Below are 22,306 nucleotides of genomic sequence, written 5' to 3' on the forward strand. Positions count from 1 at the left end.
CATGGTAGTAGTAACATTGCAACGTAGTAAATGTATTGGGTGTAATTATTGTGTTGAACTCGCTCCAGAGCAGTTTCAGATGTCTAAAAAAGATGGAAAAACGGTCTTATTGCATGCTACTGAAAAGAAAGGTTTTTTTACTACAAAATCGGCAGATAATACTATTCTAGATGCATGTGAACAAGCTACAAAAGCGTGCCCTGTTAAAATTATAACTACCAAAATGGTTTAACCTAGTTTTTGTCTTAATTATTACCCCATTTCTCAAACAAGCCTTCTATTTTGATTAGATTATTAAAACTACGATTAACAAGATAGTCAAGTAGCAAATTACCGCAGATTTCCAAAATATATGCGCTTTTTTTAAATCCATAAAATAAAATGACACACCTATAAATTTTAATGCAGATAGTAACAGAATTATGGAAGGAATATTATTATCTGCTACGCTATAGGTTAATCCTGAAACAATAGTTAGAACTATTAAAAGTACGTAAGTAATAATTATATGTTTTTTCATTTGCTGTATTTTTTTTAGAGCTATAGATTTCAATTCATGATATCAAAAAAACAAATAAATGACAGGAAAGATTAGCAGCCATATCAAATCACACATATGCCAAAATGTAGCGCTTGATTCGAAATCTTCAATACTTGTTTTTTCCTTAACTAATCCAAAATATGTAGACCCCAATATTACTAACCCAACTATAATATGTATGACATGAAATAAGGTGAGCAACCAGTAAAATGTAAAAAATAAGTTATAATTAATACTTTGACCTATGTCTATTTTTGCTTTGTACTCAATGGTTTTTACTATTAAAAACAACATTCCAAATAACATTGTAATTAATAAGAATTTTTTTGACTTTTGTTTATTACCTGTTTTTAAATAAAGAACAGAAATAGCCATACAAAAACCACTTGTTAATAAAATAATTGTATTGATAACTCCATAAACTGGATTTAATAATAATCTCGATTCATGAAAAAGGTTTGGTTCTTGTTTACCGCAATAAACCATAGCCACTATACCCATTCCAAAAGTTATTAGTTCTAAAAAGATAATGATCCACATAAGGATTCCTCCTGGGGGGAAGTATATATTCTTAGCATCTATTTGTTGTATATTCATTTTTTTTTTTATTTCTTGATGGATCAATATATATTAGTTTATTCTCAATCCAGTAGTTGCTTTTATATGGAAACTAGTTGAAAATTAAGCCGTTTTTAAGTTTGATATTTTATTTTTTCGTACAATTTTACCAACGATTGTAAAAGCTCTATAGGTGTTGTAAGAATTTGATAATGATTATGTCCAAACATTTGTGGTAAATAGTATTTTGCCTGAGCTTCTATAGCTAATGCATACGAGTTTATCTGTCTTTGATTTAGCTCTCTTAAAGCCTGTTTTACATCATTTATTCCATATTTACCCTCATACTTATCAAAATCATTAGGTTTTCCGTCAGAAATAAGAATAACCCATTTATTTTTGGTGTCTCGTTGATCTAGTAACGTTCCTGAATGTCTAAGTGCGGCACCAATTCGAGTATAACCACAAGGGGATATTGACCCTATTTTAAATTTAGCTTTATTCCAATCTTCATCAAATCCTTTTAGTGTGATATAGGTTGAATAGTTTCTGGTTTTAGAATAAAAGCACTGTATAGAGAAATCCACATTAAATTCTTCCAGAATTTCTCCGAAAATAATAGATACTTGTTTTTCTACATCAATAACCTTATTTCCAGCAGCATATCCATCACTAGATAAACTAATATCTAATAAAATTAGAATAGAGATATCTTTTTCTTTTTTTCGTTTGGATAAATAAATTTTATCTGATGGGGTGTGTCCCGAATGTACATCAGTAAATAGGTCGGTAACCATATCTAAATCAAACTCTTCTCCCTGAATCTGTCTACGATGTTGTTGATATTTATTATTTACCGAAGCTAATATTTTACGTAAGCTTGTTAATGTTGAAGCATTTTTATGTATAGTTTTTTTGTAATATGCTACATCTGTTTCTATTTGATTTTTAGGATATACCTTACAAAAATCAGGTTTGTATACACGTTTAGAAAAATTCCATTCATCATAAGTTACATGATATCCCTTGGTATTGGTTTCTATACTTTCAGAAATTGTAGTGTTTTCTACAAAATCAGCTTGGTATATAGAGTGTGTAGGATCATCTACCCGAACAGTATGTTTCATTGTAAGTTCTTCTAATGCATTAGCATGCTCTTCTATATCATCATCTCCATCAAAATCACGCCACCCACTTTCATACTCTTCTGCGGTTTCTACTTTTTCAAAATTATGAGTGAGTACATAATCTTCCTGAGTTTTTTTATCTACTTCTATATTTATAATCTCTTCTACAGCATTAGCTTTTATAACAGTCTGTATTTCATTTTGAATAGCCTCTTGTGCTTTTTCTGAAAAATTCTTTAGTACTTTTTTGGAGGTTAACAATACATCATTGCACATCCATTTACCATATATAAAAGTATAATCTACCTGATTTTCTTTGGATGGTATTGCTTCAAAATGTGCTTTCAATTTATGATATATCTTTTCTGTAAAAGGAAATTGATTTTTAGCTTCAGAGAGGATTTGATTAGATGTTTCTCTAGATTTATTTCGGGCATCTTCTAATGTGTATTCATCTGTAGGTATAAAATTGAATCTTAAATTTTTCTGAATAGACAAATACACAATTCTAAACAGGTAAAACAACACATTTTCTTCTATAGTTACAAATTCTGAAAAATGAGTAGGTAAGAAATAGTTATTATTTTTGTATCCTCCTTCTCTCTCTGCTTCAAAAATCTCTATTGTTTCTCCTGTAATAGCACGAGCCAGAATAGTTAATCGAGGTTTTATATCTTCTAATTTAACAAGATGTAATATTTTTTTCTGCGACTTTTTTTTTCTAATTTTAAGAAAGTTAACTATTTTGCTATATAGATATTCGTCTGGTTCAAACATAGAAATTAGTTATATCATTAAATCACACAAATCAGTTAATGCATTTGTTATTTCCAAATCGTCTGTAAGTGGTTCTACAACAGCAACTTTAACAGAAAGGCGTTTTGGTAATCCAGAGTGTATTAATTTTGCAGCATCTACTAGTAGTCTTGTAGAAACTGTTTCTGTCAATCCTAATTCGGTAAGATTTCTTATTTTAGTTGCAATATGTACCAGTTTTTTTGCTAATGCCTCTTCTATGCCTGTTTCATTTTCTATAATCTCTGATTCGATTTGTGGAGATGGATATTGAAATGATATTGCAATAAATCGTTGTCTGGTAGATGGTTTTAATTCTTTGAACCCTTTTTGATATCCTGGATTGAAGGATGCAACCAAGATAAAGTCTTGATGTGCTTTTATGTTTTTTCCCAATTTATCTATAAATAATTCTCTTCTATGATCTGTTAATGAATGAATTGCTACTATTACATCTGGTCTTGCTTCAGCAATTTCGTCTAAATAAATAATAGCACCTTCTTTTACCGCTTTTGTTAAAGGGCCATTTATCCATATTGTTTCTGCTCCTTTAATAATATAACGCCCTATCAGATCTGTAGATGAGGTTTCTTCATGACAAGAAATTGTGATTAGTTTTTTTTCTAATTTATATGCTATATATTCAACAAATCTTGTTTTTCCAGTTCCTGTAGGGCCTTTTAAAAGTATTGGGAGTTTGTTTTTATAAGCATGTTCAAAAACCTCTATCTCTTTTGCGATAGGTCTGTAAAATGGTTTTTGAGGTGTTATTTTAATAGTTGTTTTTGATACTATTGTTTTGTTACCATTAATAGGGGAGGTATGTCTTGATAAATTGCTCATGATATTGATGTTTTCTTAATTAAAGAAGGCCTAAAAAGATAGTATTAGTGATAAATAAAAAGCACCAGATTATTAACTATATTAACTGTTTTATCACTTTAACTTTGATATGTAAACTACACCTCTTGAGGCAAAGAGAATATAGATACATGTTCATTACTTTTTAGACCTTTCATTATATATTTTTGCTATTAATCTTCAAGAATTACCATAGCTTCGTCATTTGGACGGCCATGTTTTATGAAATCAATTATATATAATATGATTCCTGTAGTAAATAAAGTTGCACAAAGGATTAGTACTACAAAATGAATACTAATCTCTTTTTGTACAGCCATAAATTCCATTTTAAATTTACGTTCTAAATATACCTGAGCAACACCAGCGACACCAAAAGCTACTGTCATGCCTATCATTCCTATATTTGCAATCCAGAATGAAGCTCTACCTCTTGCACTATTGTATAGTTTTCTTCCTGTTAAATTAGGTAGAGAATAACTAATAATAGCGAGTACTATCATTGCATATGCTCCCCAAAAGGCAAGGTGGCCATGCATAGCAGTAACTAAGGTTCCGTGAGTATATAGATTAGTTTGTGGTAATGTATGTGCAAAACCTAGTAGTCCTGCCCCTACAAATGAAACAATCGCTGATCCTATAGTCCAGAATAAAGCTATAGTATTAGGGTGTTTTTTTTCTCCTTTTCGATACATATTTACAGCAAAAAGTGCCATTGCTAAGAAAGCTAAAGGTTCTAATGCTGAAAATATACCTCCTACAATTAACCATATTTTATTAACTCCAATATAATAGTAATGATGTCCTGTGCCTAATACTCCAGATAGGAAAGTTAATCCTACAATTACATAGAGCCATTTTTCAATAACTTCTCGATCTACTCCTGTAAGCTTAATTAGTAAGAAAGAAAGGATACCTCCCATGATCAACTCCCATACACCTTCTACCCATAAATGAACCACCCACCAGCGAAAAAAGGAGTCCGTAACTTGGCTATCAAATGGTAACATCCCAGGTAAGTATAACAATGCAGCAAATAGTAATCCCATAGAGAGAACCAATGCAGTGGTCGTTCGTCGTTTTCCTTTAAAAAGAGTTGCTAGTATTAACCCTAAGAATAATAATACATTAATAACAACCAAGAAATCTAATTGCCTGGGTATTTCTAAAAATTTACGTCCTTCCCACCAATTAAAATGATATCCAATTATAGCTGTCACTCCAACTAAAGCAAGTGAAATTAGCTGTATATAGGCAAGTTTTACATTAACTAGTTCGTGCTGGGCTTCCTCTGGTATAATATAATATGCAGCTCCCATAAAACCAGATAATAACCAAACTACTAATAAATTAGTATGAACTGCTCGTGCTGTGTTAAAAGGAATAAACTCATGTAGCCCATCCATTCCAATACGAGCAAAGCCCATAATAAATCCATAGATAATTTGTAAGATTAATAATAGCATGGATAGCGCAAAAAACCAATAAGCTACTTTTTGAGATTTATATTTCATAATTATTTATGCTTTTTTAATTAATTAATCTTTGTCTTTTGCTAAGGGTGACACAACTGTTTCAAAACCGTTAAGATCAATATCGTCTATCCAATCAAAAAAGGCTATTATATCATCAGCATCCTCTTTAGAAAAACCATAAGCAACCATTTTTCTCTCATTTGGAGCCCAAGGAACAGGTGTCATTAATACAGCTCTTACATATCCTTCTCCTCTACGATCCAGAACTTTAGTTAACTCAGGAGCATAGTAACCACCTTCTCCTAAAAGAGTATGACACCCCATACAATTATTGGTTTCCCATAGGTATTTGCCGCGTACTACTTGTTCTGTTATATTAGTATAATTTGATTGATCTTGTTCTTCACTAAAAGAGTAGATAGTCAATCCAATAAAAGCCAAAAAAGTGACTAATGTTCCTCCTAAAAAGAAATTACGTGCTTGTTTTTTAGATAACATAGTTATTTTAATTTTAATTAACTATAAAAAGACCTTTTTATCTTTATTTAAACAAATATATAAGAGTATTATTTTATGAAATATGATTTATATCATATTTTAATATTTATCATAAGAGTATTACTTCTTAACTTCAAACTTAGAATTAAGATTTGTATAATCTTGTTTTTGTAGATTTTTTAAAGTTTTACTTCTTTTGTTTGTTAAAGTATTTTTAGGTTGCTTTTTATGATAATATCTAAGATCATGTTCTTGTTGACGTCCAGAACTAAAACTGGATACTCTTTTTAAATAACCAATTACTCGTGTTGCATGATCTACATTTTTTGATTTACAATTTGTGCATATATACATGGTCTGTTTATTTATATACTCACAATCATTACAAATTGTAATTTTAATATTAAAACAAAAATAATTACAACCTGCGTTTGCTGTAGCATGTATCAATTTTATAAAACCTTCTTTATTAGGAGTTTCTTCAAGATTAAGATGTAAAGCAGAGCCACCATCTAAATATTGTATGATTTCTTTGCCATGTAATAATATTTTATCTAATGTGTTTGTCTGTAGATCTTCTACTACATAAAAGTATGAATTATAGCAATCTCTTGGCACGTATAACCCATCTTCTTTATCCCATTTTGCATTTTTTACTCCTAGATTTTCAGCAGGAACAAATTCTGTATTAAACATATACCCATAGATTTGTTTTCCTCTTTTATTTTCTTCATAAATTGATTTGAGGTATTTATTTACAAAATTCTTATATTTTGTGTTATTTCTTACTTCTATGCCTTGGCTTTCGGCAGCTTCTACCATTCCATTAATTCCAACTGTTAAAAATTGTTTATCTAATGATATGAATCCTGCATTATATACGGGTAGTAGATCTGATGTTTGATATTCTTCTATTAGCTTTCTATAGGCTACCTGATACTTGTGTACTTTTCGGACTTCTTCGATAACGTTTGCTTCTTTTTGTATTAACCGGTTCATATTAAGAGTGATTACATTTATAGAGCCTGTAGCTACACCGCCAGCACCTAGGGAATAACTAAAGGTGTTGTCGCTAATTTCATTACGTAATCGGCAGCAGGATGCCAAACTATCAGCATTTTCGGATTGGTAAATAAAAAAAGAATTTCCTTCACTTAACTCTTGCGCACACATTTTTGTAAATTCGGTATCTACAGGTTTTCCGTTTTTTACAAGCATTGCAGCCGTTACTACAGGAAAAGTGAGTATTGCTTTATTGCGTTCTTCATTAAACCATTTCATAAAAAATACTTGTAACTTTTTCACACTTTCCCATTGTGGTCTGGTCATATTTGGAAATACAAAATCGTTAAACATGCTTGTAAAATAAGCTTCATCATATAAAGAAATATTCCAGAATACGGATTGGTATCCTCTGGCAGCAGCAGGTTGGTTAATAGCGTATACGACATGTTGTAAATGGTTAGCTATTAGTTTTTTATTGGTTTCAAGGTAATGTACCCCATAGTCCTTAGTAGCAAAATGGTCAAAATACATTAAAAACTCTACCGTAGCCAGTGCTCCTGCAAATTGCGAACTTATTGCAAAAACAAGATTTACAAATTCTCCACAAAAACTCTCTAAATGCTGTGGAGCCTTGCTTTCTCCTCCCAACTTGGTAAGCCCATCAAACAAAAAGGGGTACATACTAATGGAAACACAATAAGGCTTCAGAGAAGTTTCATCATGTACGTATATTTCATGTTCTTCTATTTGTCGGGTGTATTCATTGGCTAAATCTTCGCCAAAAAGCGAAGCTATTTTTCGTTTTACCAAAGCCCTATTTACTTGAATATTAATATCCTTATTCAACTCTGCTTCCATGGTTGCAATATTCTTGGATGTTACATTTGCATTGGCATCAACTTTAGATCCATCTGCGGCATTATTTGAGTGGATATAATCATCTATGAAATGAATTTTTTTATTTACTTGTTCATCTGTTAATCGTATCATGTATTTTAATTTTTAATAAATAGATAATTGAGTATTTTATTGGTTTTTACTTCTATAAATTTTTGGTTAGTTTTTTTGTTTTCTAATCCCCCTAATGATGGATTCCATTTTCCTGTTTTGATCCATGTAAGTTCAGCTAGCAATTCTATAGATACTTGATCTTCTCCTGTATATAGACAGGTTTTATAATTCCTCTTTTTTGATAATTTCAGAAAAACTATCAATTCTTCATTATGCCATTCCCCGCCCATAAAAAGTACGCAGGTCGCTAGGTTTGCATATTGTTTAAGTAAAGTTTCAAATAAACTTACAGTAAGTAATGAACCACTATTTTTTTTCCATAAATAAGGAGAATGACAACCTTTACATCGAATTGTGCATCCTGAAATAGAAAAACAAAGACTTATTTCTCCGGGAACTTCCTGAAACACGATTTGAAAGCTATAATAATACATTATTAATAATAATAAAAGATCTTTTTATCTTTTATAAAAATACTAACTATTGTTTTTTATATAATGAAATCCAGATTGAGTTATTAAGTATGTTATTAACAATTCTATAATAAAAAGTAATAGCTAATTTTAGCTAAATCTTAAAAAAAATGTAATTGGATGTAAGAGTTTTGATTTTAAGGTATCGCAAAAGCAAGATATATAGTGCTTAAAGTGTTGTGTGTAAATAAAATTACTAAAAGATTTTATTCAATAAATGTTTTTTTATTATCTATGAACCAGCTTGGTAGAGTTTGTCTGTATAGGTTATGATTTATTAATATTTTTTATAAGAACTGGATAAAACAATTTACTAAAACATTACTAAAAAGAGAGTGTTTTAATTTTTAAAACACTCTCTTTTTTTAGTAATTATTTCTAAAAAAACATTAGAAAAGAGATCATTTATTATAATATAGATTTTCTATACTCTTCTGGTGTATTTCTAGTTTGATTTTTGAAAAAAGTAGAAAAATAAGAAACATTTTTAAAACCAAGCTCCATAGCTATTTCACTAACCGAATAACTAGTATGATACAGTAATCTTTGGGCTTCTATACATAAATGATTTCTAATAAAAGTTCCTGCGGTTTTACCTGCTTCTTGTTTACAAATCTTATTTAAATGATTTGTGGTAATATTTAATAGAAAAGCATATTCAGATGGAGCTTTTTTGTTTTTATAATGAATCTCTATTAATTTCTGAAATGCAGAAATCCTGCTTTTTCCTAAAGTATTTCGTTCTATTGTTTTTTCTGGTCGATGACTTCGTTCAAATTCAAACAATATAATGTTTAGATACGACCGTAAAGCTTTCTTTGTATGTTTTGCATAATAAATATATTCTTTATATAATAAATCCATAATATGTATCCATTTTTCCTGTTGACTATTTTCAAAAGTTATAGAAGGGATCGTATGATCCTTTATAAAGGAAAATTCATTGAGCACATTATTATTATATCTTAAAGAAAAAAAATCTTCTGTAAAACATATAACCTTTCCTTTTGCATTATCATCAATTCTAATACTACTTACACTACCAGGTTTAATAATCAATATTTGTTTTGAATCTACAGGAATAGTAAATTCATCAATTACTACAGATCCCGAGGCTTTTTCTATATATATGATAGAATAAAAATCTTGGATATGTGGTAGCTTTAATTTAGGAAATTGCTCTATAATATCATATAATTCACAGATACAAAAATCGTCAATATTGCTATCGAAAAACCCAATAGTGCAAGCCATAAGACCTCTGGTTTGCATTTTAATATATTTAGGTTTATGTTAATAATAAGTAGTATATATAAACAAAAGAAAGTATACGTCGAGGAGGATGAAATACAAAAGTTTTATAGAAATAATTATAAAGTGAATTAAAAGATATAATTTCTCCTGTTTTTATAGACTGTAAATAAAGAGTTGACTGTGCTTTCATAGGAATAAATAAAAAAGCTTCAATTTCTATTTCCTTACAGTTAGGTATTTGTTTAGAAGAAGTGTTTTTTCTATATTTTTCAAACCTGGAAGACAGTATACATTTTCCATGGCAATCAGAAATCTTATCAAATCGATTTACACATTCATTTTTAGAAATATAGTCTTGATTGATATAAAAATCAATTAATATCCACATATTAAATGCAATCTGATTTAAAAACAGGAGACAAAAAAACATGGATATCAGTTTTGTCATTTTTATTAATAATTAAGAGATACATTTATATATTAACAATAACTAATAATATCTTCTATTGAACATCCAAGGTAAATACTTTCTTCTTTTTAAAACAGTTTCTAAACATAAATTTAAGCTATTTAATAAAGGATTGATTGGTTTTTGAAAAACATTCCCTTTTTTATGATATTCTTAGATTGATTATCGAGAAATATTTCTTTTTTTTTAGAATGATTAGCTCATCATATAATAAGAAATTTACCATAGAAAACAAATCATATTTTATAGTAATGAATCATGATGAGGTAATAAAAAAGACTTTGGCAGACACTACTGTTTTATTGTCTAAATCTTATAAGGATAAAACAGCAATTATAGCTCAGGATATATCTTTAACTTATTTAGAATTTGATCAACATACCAATCAAATTGCTAATGGATTGTTGAAAGAGGGGATTAAACCAGAGGCTCGCATTGTTTTTTTAGGAAAAGATACTCATATTAATTATGAAGTTTTATATGGGTGTGCAAAAGCAAAAGCAGTTCTTGTGCCTATTAATTGGCGATTGAGCCCCCAAGAGATTTTAACCATTATAGAGGATGCAGAAGCAGAAATCCTTTTTGTAGATCAAGCGTTTTATGCAATCATCTCACAGATAGAACAACAACTTATAGGTCTTACTAAAATTATAGGGTATAACAAACCACATTCTTCTTGGAGTGATTACACACAATGGAGATCTGTACAAGAAAAGACACCTCCTAATCTGTTATATGATACAGAGGACGTTGTGTTACAAATGTATACTAGTGGCACTACAGGAAAACCAAAAGGAGTTCAATTATCAAACGATAGTTTTTTTAGACTTCTGGATACTATGCAATCAAAACATAATGACTTATGGATGGATATTAATGGTACTGATATCCTTTTACATTGTGTCCCCTTTTTTCATATAGGAGGTTTGTGGTGGGGAGTTCAAAGTTTAATTGCAGGAGCAACCCTCATAATGCAAGAAACATTTATAGCATGGCAAGCGCTCGAGTATATAGAAAAATATAAGATTACTAAAATGGCAATGGTTCCAGCAATGTTGCAGTTTATGCTATCAGAGCCCAATTCTGATATAGCAGACCTATCGTCATTAAAAGGTTTTCTTTATGGAGGTTCGCCAATTAACCCTCCGCTTATGCGTCGTGCAATAGGAATCTTGAATTGTGATTTCTATCAGATTTATGGCATGACAGAAACAGGTAATATGGCAGTTTGTTTAAGACCAGAGGATCATATTGATATCAGCAAAGATTGTATAAAAGCTGCAGGAAAACCATTACCTGGAGTAGTAATAAAAGTAGTCACTCCCGATTTTATAGATGTGCCATTAGGTACTATTGGTGAGATATGTATACAATCTCCTTCTAATATGGTTGGTTACTGGAAAAGAGAAGAAGCTACAAAAAATACATTAATAGATGGGTGGATACGCACTGGCGATGCTGGGTATATTGATGCAGATGGATATGTATATATCTGTGATCGTATTAAAGATATGATCATTTGTTCAGGAGAAAATATATACCCTGCAGAAATAGAAGCTGTATTGAGTGAGCATTCGGCAATAGAAGAAATAGCTGTTATCGGAATCCCTGATGAACGTTGGGGAGAAACAGCTAAAGCTTTTATAGTTCTTAATGCTGGGTACTCCCTCAAAAAACGTGAATTAATAAACTATGCCAGAGGAAAAATAGCAGATTATAAAATTCCACAATCTATAGAGATTGTAGAGGCATTGCCTAGGAATTCTAGTGGAAAAATCATGAAACGTGTATTACGAGAGCCCTATTGGGAAAAAAAAGAACGATTAGTAAATTAATAACCTATTAAAAACTTTATGGAAACCACACAAAAAATTAATATTAAAGAGGCGAAACCTAATGAGATAGGTGGAATTATTACTGGAATAGATATAAGAGATTTATCACCAGAAAGCGAAGAGATTATAGAAATAAGAAGAGCTATTTACAGAAACAAATTAGTGGTAATTAGGAATCAGGATTTTACCCCATCACAGTATGTAGATTTTACAAAAAAGCTAGGAACTCCTCAGGTCTATTTTCAAAAAAATTATCATCATCCTGATTTTCCAGAAATTTTTGTATCCTCTAATGTAAATAAAGAAGGGGAGAAGGTAGGAGTTGCAGGAACAGGACATTATTGGCATACAGACTGTCAGTTTGAACAAAATCCTTTGTCATTCACGTCTATTACCCCTATAATTATTCCAAAAACAATAAGAGAAACACGTTATATTAATATGCATCAAGTATATAATAACCTTCCTGATCATCTCAAAGAATTTGTAAAAGATGCGACTCTTATTCATGGAGGAAATAACAGATATAAAGTAACGCCAGAGGATATCGATAAATCAATACAACAGCTTATCGATAAAATGAACGAAATGGTTCCTTTTGTAAAACATCCTGCTGTAATTGAGCACCCCGTAACAGGAGATAAAATACTATATGCAAGTAGAGGTTTTACCATGAAATTTGATGGGATTTCTTATGAAGAAAATCAAAAAATATTAAATGAATTATTTGATTTTATAGAGAAAAAAGAACATATACATGCTCACTCATGGGAAAAAGGAGATCTTATTATTTGGGATAATAGATATTTATTACACATGTCATCGCCTCTTGCTGCTGGAGATAAAAGCAAAAGTTACCGTATTGGGATTTATGATGATCAACCTTTTTATGTAGGACTGTAAACATAATATGTCTATGAAAACGATAGCCCAAAAAAAACCAAGCCAAATCACAATAGATGATGGGTTTGTTAAAAAAATACTGCGCCCCTATAGAGAAGATACAAGTTATCTAAAAAAAGCAGTTTTTGAATATGATAAGGATTCTAACGAATATCCGATCGTAAAAGGAGATTTTGAGATTAAAGAGTCTTGTTATATTGATGATACAGGTCATTTTAATGCTGTAGAATTTAATATTTGCTTTAACCAAATAGGGTATACGTATCTTGGATATTCTATTAAAGAAGGGTTGATTCCTGAACTAGAAGGGTTTTCTAAAAACAATGGCAATGAGTTTTTTGAAAAACAATTATCACATTTCCTAATTGTAAATATTCAATCATCTTATAAAAGACCTATTAATTCGGATCAATTTTATGGAGAGGTTGGGATTAAGACTATTACCAAAAAAGCGAGTTGTACATTCATTATAATGTCTTGTAAATATTATGATGATGATGGTGGTAGATCCTTTGGCGAGATTACATTAGCAATTTTAAATCCTTAGAAAACAAAATTTTATAAACAAAAAATGAATAGTAGTATTAATCTGATACTACTATTCATTTTTGATTGAGCATAATACTTATTCTTTTTATTCTGTAAAAAAATGGCTATATATCCTATTATTGAAAAACTTAGAAACAGTAAAATAACATCAAGAGTAGATGTGTTTACAGAGTATATACAAATATTACTAGCTGAATTTTTGGAATTCGATGATAAAAACGAAATAGCAATTGATCAAGATTTTGTAGAATTAGGAATAAGTTCTATGGAAGCAGTAAATTTTAAAATACATCTAGAAACGGAGCTAGAATGTTCTTTAAAAACTACTTTATTTTTTGATTATCCCACATTAGATCTTTTAGTTCATTATATACTAAAAGATGTTTTAATACTTGATATTGAAGAGTCTGAGACAGAAAAAAAACCACTTCAAGAAAAACAAAACTCATCAATTGTATTAGAAAAAGACGAAGACCAGATTGTTATTATTGCAATGGATAGTATGTTTCCAGAGGCAATGAATCCTAATGAATTGTGGCAAAAATCTATTACAAATCAAAACATAGATCAAGATGCGATAAATGAATCATTTTTGTTTAATGAATTTCCTGTCATAACATATCAAGAACAATTGTCATCCTTAGGGATAACCGAAGAGGTATTTATAAAAATGCCTAAACAACAAAAAATAGCCTACACTACAATTAGTAATGCTATAAATGCATATGCTATTTCTTTAGATGAATTAATTGCATCAAAAACAGGAGTGTTTTTTGTATCTGATAGAGGAATAGAAGATCTTTCTGTAAATACTCCATATCAAATACCATTATCCAATGAGATCTCATTTAGATTAAACCTTAATGGCCCTAGTGAAATTATTAATACATTTTGTACCAGTATCTATGTGGCTATGCACAGAGCAATACAGAGTATACAAGCAGAAGAATGTGAGCAAGCAATTATAGGGGGAGTAAATATAATTTCTAAAAAAACATTCCAAATTCAAGCAAATCAAAAGGTATATAACGATTTGTTAAGTTATAATAATAAAATGCTTAGTTTTAGTGATGAGGCAAATGGATTTGTAAGAAGCGAAGGAGCGGGAGCAATGATATTAACAACATTGTCCAAAGCATTAAAAAACAATGCTAATATCCTAGCAATTGTAAAAGCCACAACTGTTGCGCATGGAGGAAAAAACTTTTCTATGGAAGCTCCAAAAGCAATAGGAATAAAAAATACCATTACATCATGTATTCAAAAATCTAATATAGAAGTAGATACGATAGATTATATAGAGGCACATGGTATTGCAAATCCTCTTGCTGATGCTATTGAATTATCTTCAATACATGATAGTTATACCTCGTTTAGCAATCAACAAGATAAAAAATGGCATATCAGTACCGTAAAACCTGTAGTAGGTCATCCCGAGTTAGTCTCAGGACTAGCTTCGTTAGTAAAAGCAATAAAAGCATTTGAGTATGAAATGATTCCTGGGGTAAAGAACCTGCAAACTATAAATACGGAGATCCCTACAGATAGTAATTTATCAATTCAAAAAGAAACAATCCCGTGGAAAAAAACTCCTTACCCAAAACGTGTAGCGCTCAATAGCTATGCGATTGGAGGGGTAAATGCACATGTGATTTTAGAAAAATACAATAATATAACGATTAATAAGCAAGCAGAATTACTAGAAAAAAATATAAAAAAACCTGAAAAAGCGATAATCTCCTCAGAAAAAGTAGATAAAACGATTATATCCAATACCTTATTAGAAGTTTTTAATTTGGAATTAGAAAAACTAGACCTCTCTATTTCTCCTATGGAGTATGGTTTTGATTCTATAAAGATGATACAATTCATTAGACGAATAAATGAAAAACTTTGGATAGATATAAAAATAGGCGAAGCATTGGGAGTAAATAGTTTTGAAGATTTTTTTCAATTAATAGCAACAAAGAAACAAGTAACTCCATCAAACCTAGAAACTATACCTACTGAGTTAAGCATGTCTCATGATTTTTCTCATAAAGTGACCTTGTTTCAAAAAGGACTTTGGTTAGTTCACGAGTTAGACCCCTCATCAAGTACTTATAATTTACCGATTATCTTTTTAATAAAAAAAGATATCCAATCCAATATCGTATTACAAGCCTTAGCTTTTTTATTAGAAAAGCATCCTGTTTTGAGAGTGTATTTTCAAAATGAAAATGAACAGGTTATTCAAAAAATACATCCGATATCTCACTGTTTAGATATCGATCAAAGTACCTTTACAAGCACACCCGAAGAAGAATTTAAGAAATTAACAAGAATACCTTTTGATTTAGAACAAGACTGTTTACTAAGAGTATATATTAGAACGGATAAAAATAACGGGCAACAATTTTTGGTATTCATAATACATCATACAATTTTAGACGGATTATCAGGAACACTATTTATGAAACTCTTCTGGGAGGTATACTATACCATAGAAAAGGGAGAAAAAAATAGATTAGGGAAAACGAATACTCATTTTTTTGATTTTGTAACCTGGGAACATCAATATATGAAGAGCTCTCAGGCAGATACCGATTTGTCCTGGTGGAAAAAGCAGTTAACAAATATTACACCTTTACAATTACCTTATGATCACATTCAGAATATAGCAATACCACATCAAGACAAAGAAATCATAAGTACTCAAATCAAAGGAGTAGTGTTACAAGAACTAAAGGATACTGCTATTAGGATGAAGGTAAGTTTATCTGTATTGTTAATGGCAGGTTTTAAGATACTACTACATAAATTAACCCAACAAGATGATATAACTATTGCTACTCCCACAGAAGGTAGACAAAAAACAATATATGAAGATAGTTTAGGGTGTTTTGTAAATGTCATTTTGATGAGATCAGAACTCGATACTCAAAAAACAGTATTACAAAATGTTTTGAGTGTAAAAGAATGCTTTTTATCAAGCTTGGATCATGCAGCATATCCCTTAACAGGTTTACTTGCTGAGTTATCAGAAGGACAAGAAAGATCAAATGAATTTAATATAAATGTATCATATACTTATCAAAATATTTTTGATACAATTCTAGATACCACACTTCTAGGAGATACTATTGTGCCAATATACGACGTATATCAAGAAACACAAGATGAGTATGCAATGGAGGTATATGATTTTAGAGACACATTACAAGTAAATTTTAAGTATAAAAAACTTCTTTTTGAAAAGAAAACAATAGAAAAGCATTTGAAATATTTCATGCGTATTATCGATCAGATTACGACCAATGAAAAACTTCTACTAGCTGATATAGAGGTGCTTTCTAAAGAAGAAAAAACAATGTTTTTAACTAATTTTGATAAAACTAATATCGGATATTCAAAAGAAAAGACATTGATAGATTTGTTTGAAGAACAAGTGAAATCTACTCCCGATCATGTTGCATTAACTTATATAGACCAGCATATAAGCTATGGAGAACTTAATGCAAAAGCAAATCAACTAGCCAATTTTTTAAGAACAAAAGGAGTCGCCCAGAAGGATAAAGTAGTTCTCTGTATCGATAGATCGATAGAGATGATGGTGAGTGTTTTGGCAGTTGTAAAAACAGGAGCCACATATGTTCCGGTAGATCCTTCATATCCAATAGAACGGATCAAGTATAGTATCGACGATGCAAAACCTCAAGCTATTATTTGTACTCCTGTTTTATCTAAGCTTATAAAAGAAATAGATACCTTGTCTGTTATTATTGCTGATTTAGAGAATAAAGAGATTGCAAAAGAAGCATCCGAAAATTTAGACCTCACTATAAGCCCGGAAGATGCTTTATACATAATTTATACATCTGGCACCACAGGATACCCAAAAGGAGTTGTGATTACCCATAAAAACGTAGTTCGTTTATTAAAAACAGATCAAGCACTATTTGATTTTAATAAAAATGATGTATGGACACTCTTTCATTCCTATTGTTTTGATTTTTCGGTGTGGGAGATGTATGGAGCCTTGTTGTTTGGTGGCCGTTTAGTAATTGTCCCTGATTATGTGAGGAAAGATACAATTTCGTTTTATAAACTATTAGCATCTGAGAACGTAACCATACTTAACCAGACTCCATCCTCTTTTTATGCATTACAAGATCAAATAGATATATATCCAGAAGAATTAAATACGAGGTATGTCATTTTTGGTGGAGAAGCATTACAACCAGCATTATTAAAACAATGGCATATCAAATATCCAAATTGTAAAATGGTCAATATGTATGGAATTACAGAAACAACCGTACATGTCACCTATCAAAAAATTACAGCTACAGAAATTAATGAAGGAGCGAACATTATTGGAGTTCCAATTCCAACACTTAGTTGTTATGTGTTAGATAAAAATATGAATTTGCTACCTAATGGCGTAGCAGGAGAATTGTATGTAGGAGGAGAAGGAGTAGCAAAAGAATATCTAAATAACCCCCAGCTTACCAAAGAACGTTTTGTTAGTAATCCTTTTCAAAAACATACCCGATTATATAAAACTGGAGATATTGTTAAATACAATTATAAAAATCAGTTAGAGTATATTGGTAGAATAGACGAGCAAGTAAAAATAAGAGGCTATAGAATCGAATTAGCCGAAATAGAAAATGTATTGCTCAAAAATCCTAATGTACTACAATGCGTAGTTCTTGTCAAAGAAGTATCAAAAGATAACAAACAAATTATTGCGTATATAAAACAGAAAGAAGTTGTAGATAAAAAGGAGGTTTTTGAATTCCTTGAGAGTCAAATTCCGCACTATATGATTCCAAATTCTATATGTTTAATAGATGAGTTTGTGTTGACTTCTAATGGTAAAATTGATAAGAAAAAATTACCATTACCCGATTTTACAGGAATAGAACAAAACTATATCGCGCCTACAAATGATCTCGAAAAAAAAATAGTAACAATTTTTAAAGAGATATTAGAAATAGAAAAAGTAGGAGTTTTAGATAGTTTTTTTGAATTAGGAGGACATTCACTTTTAGTAATGAAAGCGATACATAAAATAAATACAATTGTACATTCTAAGCTGGCTGCAAAAGACCTGTTTAAGTTTCCTACTCCTCAAGAACTTGCAGTATGTATAAAAAATGGAACGAGTACGGATCAAGCAGTAAACTTAGAAGAAGAAATACAATTTGATCCTACAGTTCATTTTCCGTTAACCAAATTTGTTTTCCCAACAACGCCTCAACATATTTTTGTAACAGGAAGTACAGGGTTTGTAGGGGCATTTTTACTTCGCGAGTTATTAGAAAACACCAGTGCTCAATTATATTGTTTGACAAGAGCAAACTCTAAAGAAGAGGCCTTTTTAAAAATCAAAAACGTAATGACTGCGTATGATTTGTGGTTGGATGAGTATGCAATACGAATACAGAGTATGGTAGGCGATATCGGAACGCCATTACTAGGGCTAAGCCCTGAAACATTTGATGAATTATGTACAACCATTGATGTGATTTATCACAATGCCGCACATATGAATCATATGGCAACCTACCAAGATCTTAAACCTGCCAATGTAGAAGGCACGCTAGAGATTATTAAATTAGCATCAAAGCATAAAATAAAACCTTTACATTATACTTCTACACTAGCGGTTTTTAATAACACAGTTCGTAAAGAATTTCAAATAATAACAGAAAAAAGCACATCAGAAAACGAGATCCATTATGAAAGCGATGGATATCCTACAAGTAAATGGGTTAGTGAAAATGTAATTTTAAAAGCACAAAAAGCAGGGTTACCTTGCGTTATTTATAGATTAGGATTAACAACTGGAGATAGTATAAAAGGTAGATTAGATAATAAACAATGGTTTTATGGGTTTATAAAGAGTTGTATTACAGTAGGAGCTATGATTAATCAAGATCTAAATATAAAATTACCTATGATGCCTGTGGATATTGTTGCGAAATCTTTGGTATATTTATCTCTCCAAAAAAATGCGTTAAACCAAACTTTTCATTTGGTAGGAAAACCATCTTCATTATATACTATTTTTAAAAAATATAGTGAATTAAAAAATGGTTTATCTCTTAAAGAATTATCTATGTATGAATGGTTAAAACTTCTAAAATTAAATCCAGAACTTCCAGTTCCTCCGTTTATGCTAGAGTATTTGGAATTAAATAAAGAAGAACTTATTATACGAAAAAATAAAGAACTTACAGCCAAACTAGAGTTTGATACGACTTTTACAGAGCAAAAAATAGAAAACAGTGATATTTTATTTCCTAATATTAATTCTGAAATTGTGTTGAAGTATTTTGACTACGTAAAAGAAAAAGAAAACCTTGTAGGAGATGTAGTAGTTTAACGAAAATTAATAATAAATAAATATGTTTTATAATCAGACTGTCTTAAAAAAAATATTAATTGGTGTCTTGGCCATAATAGTATCCTCATGTAATACTAAACAAGACTCAGCACTCATTTCTGATAAAAAACAAACTGAAAATGATATAACGATCGATAGTATTCCAGAGATAACTGAAGAAAACCATGACATGTTAATGAATACGCTTTTTGGAAAACCCAAGTATTCTATAAAAAACATAGGAATTTTAGTGTATGATGATACCAATTCATTAGATGTTATGGGACCTCGCCATGTTTTAGGACAGATTTTATCTGCTAAAACTCAATTTATAGGTATGAAACCTGGTACTTTTAAAACTACAGATGGAGTAGAAATTGTTGTAGATGCGGTCATTGATTCTATAAATCAATTAGACATCTTGATTATACCAGGAGGTTTTCAGGGGACTATAAAAAATGTGTATGACAAAAAACTACACGAATGGATAAGAAAAATAGATGAAAATTCTGTTTATACAGCAAGTGTATGTACTGGAGCATGGGTATTAGGAGCTACAGGATTATTAAAAAATAAAAAAGCAACAACACACTGGTATAAAGCAGAAGAGGTGTTAGAAAAATATGGTGCTCAATATGTAAATAAACGTTACGTAAAAGATGGGAAATATTGGACTTCTGCAGGAGTAACAGCAGGAATGGATATGTCGTTGGCAATGATGTATGAAATATTAGGGAAAAATTATACCGAGGGAGTTATGTTAGATATGGAATATGATCCAAAACCTCCGATAGAAGGAGGAACTCCTGAGAAAACCGGGTTTGTAATGAAATATATGATGGAAGCTATGTATGATGCTGGGGTAGAACCATTAATAGATAGCCTTGAACAAGTCAAGAAAACATCAGAAAATCTTTTATAATACGTGAGATTTATTTTTTCAATAATATTATGTGTCTTGTTTACAGCACAACCAATTTTCAAAATAAGTACTATAGTATATTATCAATATAATATAGATACTATTATTAAAAAATTCTGTATTAATAAAGATAGACCTAAATTACAATGTAATGGAAAATGTCATCTACTATCTAAAATAGGTACGACAACTGATAATAATAAGAAAAGTATCTCTATTAAAGATGTTTTTTCTCCTCTTTACTTTAAAGCAGAAGATATAGAACTTAAACAATCTCATGATTTTGGCTATATAGATACTATTAAAAACTGGAGTATAACATCTCTGGTAGTATACGAAATTTTGTACCCTATTGATCACCCTCCTGAATACATATAAATCATACTAAATAAAAATAAAACTGTAATACAATCTTCCTTTATTTTATTCTATAAATAAAGGAAGACAACTATATATGATTAGTTTTGATCATGGTTTTTCATCTTGCTATTTATGAATACCTAATTATAAATTGATAAATTAATCCAATTCTGGAGTAATATTAACCTGAGTTCAATTAACCTGAAATACATCAATTAGAGTAAAATTCTGTTAAGAATTTTGTATCGAAAACCAATTTTAAATACCTCTGTTGAGTTTGTCGAAAACCAATTTTTTTCTACATTATCTCGAGCCTTGAGACAGTATCAAGATAAGCTTTATCGAGAGACTAATACGAAAAATTACTCGAATTGATAGTTTTTTATGGAACATCTTAGTATATATCAAAATCAGGTTGTTAAGTCAATTTTAGAAAACTAATATCATATAAAACAAGTTTTAAGCTTTTATTTATTCCTTTTTAAATTACCGTTCGTATGAGGACCCTAATAACCTGGGGTCTAAATAAGTTAGAGCGTTAAAAAAAAGCTGTATCTAGAATCGTTTTTTTTTAGAAGGGAAACTAAAATCCTCCTTTGTTGGTTTGGACTGATGTAATTTTTTTACATCGAATTAAGATTAATAACATAATTAAAATTACCTAAATGAATATATCATATAAATTAAGTAAATCAATCCTAAGTATAACTACATCCTTATTCCTGCTTTTTTCTTGTAACAGTGATGATGATAGTAGTGAACCTGTTGTAACAGAATCTGTTATAAAACATGATTTGGAACTAACCTTAAAAAACTATACTAATGATCAAGTGATTTCTACAGGAAATGTAGTTTTTGAATTTCTAATAAAGAATGTAGGAAAAACTACTATTCCTGCGGGAACAAATGTATATCTTTCTCTTAAAATCAATGACACTAATCAATTCGATCTTACTTTAACTAATACAGGAGAGGATGCAGCTACTATGATAACGATTGATAATGATTTAGTTTCTAGTGGATCTTTTACTTATAAACAAGAACCTATACCTTTTTTAAATGTAGAAAGTACACTACAGTTTTTAGGGGTTTCTTCAGCAAAAATTTGTTCAATAGCATGGGGAATTGACAAAACCTCTATAGGAACCTTCGAATCAGATCTTAATAGCCAGAATAATACATTTTGTTTAACCTTTGGAGCTAACTAGTAATAACTAGGAGAAGTGGTTTTGTTTTTTTACTAAAATCAAAAAAAATAAAACCACTTCAAACATAAAACTTAAGTGGTATTGTATGA

Annotated in this window: 18 protein-coding genes; 8 read left to right on the forward strand and 10 right to left on the reverse strand. The window is 30.2% G+C overall.

Features of this window, described 5'->3' with window-relative positions; genetic code table 11:
* Position 1 precedes the first annotated feature (1 nt).
* Entirely contained in the window at positions 2-232 is a 231-nt protein-coding gene (locus H527_RS0120265) for a ferredoxin (RefSeq protein ID WP_027414329.1), read from the forward strand.
* Positions 233-286: 54 nt separating this feature from the next.
* Here H527_RS0120265 and H527_RS0120270 read toward each other — a convergent pair whose 3' ends face one another.
* The 10 genes from H527_RS0120270 to H527_RS23380 form a co-directional block, all read right to left on the reverse strand.
* Positions 287-520, reverse strand: a complete 234-nt coding sequence (locus H527_RS0120270; RefSeq protein ID WP_027414330.1) for a cytochrome C oxidase subunit IV family protein — start codon at positions 518-520, stop codon at positions 287-289.
* 42 nt (positions 521-562) lie between these two features.
* Positions 563-1,138: a cytochrome c oxidase subunit 3 gene (locus H527_RS0120275; protein ID WP_027414331.1), complete on the reverse strand. Its 576-nt coding sequence runs from the start codon at positions 1,136-1,138 to the stop codon at positions 563-565.
* Between the two features lie 95 nt (positions 1,139-1,233).
* Positions 1,234-3,003: a nitric oxide reductase activation protein NorD gene (locus tag H527_RS0120280; protein WP_027414332.1), complete on the reverse strand. Its 1,770-nt coding sequence runs from the start codon at positions 3,001-3,003 to the stop codon at positions 1,234-1,236.
* Between the two features lie 9 nt (positions 3,004-3,012).
* Positions 3,013-3,864 carry a CbbQ/NirQ/NorQ/GpvN family protein gene (locus tag H527_RS0120285; protein WP_081414662.1) on the reverse strand — a complete coding sequence of 284 codons (852 nt, stop codon included), beginning with the start codon at positions 3,862-3,864 and terminating at the stop codon, positions 3,013-3,015.
* Between the two features lie 191 nt (positions 3,865-4,055).
* Positions 4,056-5,396: a cbb3-type cytochrome c oxidase subunit I gene (locus H527_RS0120290; protein WP_027414334.1), complete on the reverse strand. Its 1,341-nt coding sequence runs from the start codon at positions 5,394-5,396 to the stop codon at positions 4,056-4,058.
* 24 nt (positions 5,397-5,420) lie between these two features.
* Positions 5,421-5,855, reverse strand: a complete 435-nt coding sequence (locus H527_RS0120295) for a c-type cytochrome (RefSeq protein ID WP_027414335.1) — start codon at positions 5,853-5,855, stop codon at positions 5,421-5,423.
* Positions 5,856-5,975: 120 nt separating this feature from the next.
* A complete protein-coding gene (gene nrdD, locus H527_RS0120300; RefSeq protein WP_027414336.1) occupies positions 5,976-7,850 on the reverse strand; it encodes an anaerobic ribonucleoside-triphosphate reductase in 1,875 nt (624 codons plus the stop codon).
* Positions 7,851-7,855: 5 nt separating this feature from the next.
* On the reverse strand, positions 7,856-8,305 hold the full coding sequence (gene nrdG, locus H527_RS0120305) for an anaerobic ribonucleoside-triphosphate reductase activating protein (RefSeq protein WP_035089331.1): 450 nt from the start codon (positions 8,303-8,305) through the stop codon (positions 7,856-7,858).
* Positions 8,306-8,752: 447 nt separating this feature from the next.
* The gene (locus H527_RS22830) at positions 8,753-9,598 is read right to left on the reverse strand and encodes an AraC family transcriptional regulator (protein WP_162143837.1); all 846 of its coding nucleotides are present in this window, start codon (positions 9,596-9,598) and stop codon (positions 8,753-8,755) included.
* 34 nt (positions 9,599-9,632) lie between these two features.
* A complete protein-coding gene (locus H527_RS23380) occupies positions 9,633-10,028 on the reverse strand; it encodes a hypothetical protein (protein ID WP_155837975.1) in 396 nt (131 codons plus the stop codon).
* 230 nt (positions 10,029-10,258) lie between these two features.
* Between H527_RS23380 and H527_RS0120320 the strand changes: the two genes are divergently transcribed.
* The 7 genes from H527_RS0120320 (at position 10,259) to H527_RS0120350 (ending at position 22,217) form a co-directional block, all read left to right on the forward strand.
* On the forward strand, positions 10,259-11,902 hold the full coding sequence (locus H527_RS0120320; RefSeq protein WP_211235749.1) for a long-chain-fatty-acid--CoA ligase: 1,644 nt from the start codon (positions 10,259-10,261) through the stop codon (positions 11,900-11,902).
* Positions 11,903-11,920: 18 nt separating this feature from the next.
* Entirely contained in the window at positions 11,921-12,805 is an 885-nt protein-coding gene (locus tag H527_RS0120325) for a TauD/TfdA dioxygenase family protein (RefSeq protein ID WP_035089336.1), read from the forward strand.
* Between the two features lie 13 nt (positions 12,806-12,818).
* Positions 12,819-13,352 (forward strand): FcoT family thioesterase, encoded by a 534-nt coding sequence (locus H527_RS0120330; protein ID WP_211235750.1) that lies wholly within the window; start codon positions 12,819-12,821, stop codon positions 13,350-13,352.
* A 102-nt stretch (positions 13,353-13,454) separates the two neighbouring features.
* Positions 13,455-19,727 (forward strand): non-ribosomal peptide synthetase, encoded by a 6,273-nt coding sequence (locus H527_RS0120335; RefSeq protein ID WP_027414341.1) that lies wholly within the window; start codon positions 13,455-13,457, stop codon positions 19,725-19,727.
* A gap of 22 nt (positions 19,728-19,749) precedes the next feature.
* A complete protein-coding gene (locus tag H527_RS23385; RefSeq protein ID WP_051316889.1) occupies positions 19,750-20,649 on the forward strand; it encodes a DJ-1/PfpI family protein in 900 nt (299 codons plus the stop codon).
* Positions 20,650-20,685: 36 nt separating this feature from the next.
* Positions 20,686-21,027: a hypothetical protein gene (locus H527_RS23390; RefSeq protein WP_051316890.1), complete on the forward strand. Its 342-nt coding sequence runs from the start codon at positions 20,686-20,688 to the stop codon at positions 21,025-21,027.
* Positions 21,028-21,674: 647 nt separating this feature from the next.
* The gene (locus H527_RS0120350) at positions 21,675-22,217 is read left to right on the forward strand and encodes a hypothetical protein (RefSeq protein WP_027414342.1); all 543 of its coding nucleotides are present in this window, start codon (positions 21,675-21,677) and stop codon (positions 22,215-22,217) included.
* Positions 22,218-22,306: the final 89 nt, after the last annotated feature.

It is taken from the genome of Aquimarina muelleri DSM 19832 (genome assembly GCF_000430665.1).
Lineage (GTDB): Bacteria > Bacteroidota > Bacteroidia > Flavobacteriales > Flavobacteriaceae > Aquimarina > Aquimarina muelleri.

Excerpts from the sequence above, each read along its gene's own strand:
- H527_RS0120265 (WP_027414329.1), top strand. The coding sequence starts at position 2 with ATGGTAGTAGTAACATTGCAACGTAGTAAATGTATTGGGTGTAATTAT.
- H527_RS0120270 (WP_027414330.1), bottom strand. The coding sequence starts at position 520 with ATGAAAAAACATATAATTATTACTTACGTACTTTTAATAGTTCTAACT.
- H527_RS0120275 (WP_027414331.1), bottom strand. The coding sequence starts at position 1,138 with ATGAATATACAACAAATAGATGCTAAGAATATATACTTCCCCCCAGGA.
- H527_RS0120280 (WP_027414332.1), bottom strand. The coding sequence starts at position 3,003 with ATGTTTGAACCAGACGAATATCTATATAGCAAAATAGTTAACTTTCTT.
- H527_RS0120285 (WP_081414662.1), bottom strand. The coding sequence starts at position 3,864 with ATGAGCAATTTATCAAGACATACCTCCCCTATTAATGGTAACAAAACA.
- H527_RS0120290 (WP_027414334.1), bottom strand. The coding sequence starts at position 5,396 with ATGAAATATAAATCTCAAAAAGTAGCTTATTGGTTTTTTGCGCTATCC.
- H527_RS0120295 (WP_027414335.1), bottom strand. The coding sequence starts at position 5,855 with ATGTTATCTAAAAAACAAGCACGTAATTTCTTTTTAGGAGGAACATTA.
- nrdD (WP_027414336.1), bottom strand. The coding sequence starts at position 7,850 with ATGATACGATTAACAGATGAACAAGTAAATAAAAAAATTCATTTCATA.
- nrdG (WP_035089331.1), bottom strand. The coding sequence starts at position 8,305 with ATGTATTATTATAGCTTTCAAATCGTGTTTCAGGAAGTTCCCGGAGAA.
- H527_RS22830 (WP_162143837.1), bottom strand. The coding sequence starts at position 9,598 with ATGGCTTGCACTATTGGGTTTTTCGATAGCAATATTGACGATTTTTGT.
- H527_RS23380 (WP_155837975.1), bottom strand. The coding sequence starts at position 10,028 with ATGTTTTTTTGTCTCCTGTTTTTAAATCAGATTGCATTTAATATGTGG.
- H527_RS0120320 (WP_211235749.1), top strand. The coding sequence starts at position 10,259 with ATGATTAGCTCATCATATAATAAGAAATTTACCATAGAAAACAAATCA.
- H527_RS0120325 (WP_035089336.1), top strand. The coding sequence starts at position 11,921 with ATGGAAACCACACAAAAAATTAATATTAAAGAGGCGAAACCTAATGAG.
- H527_RS0120330 (WP_211235750.1), top strand. The coding sequence starts at position 12,819 with ATGAAAACGATAGCCCAAAAAAAACCAAGCCAAATCACAATAGATGAT.
- H527_RS0120335 (WP_027414341.1), top strand. The coding sequence starts at position 13,455 with ATGGCTATATATCCTATTATTGAAAAACTTAGAAACAGTAAAATAACA.
- H527_RS23385 (WP_051316889.1), top strand. The coding sequence starts at position 19,750 with ATGTTTTATAATCAGACTGTCTTAAAAAAAATATTAATTGGTGTCTTG.
- H527_RS0120350 (WP_027414342.1), top strand. The coding sequence starts at position 21,675 with ATGAATATATCATATAAATTAAGTAAATCAATCCTAAGTATAACTACA.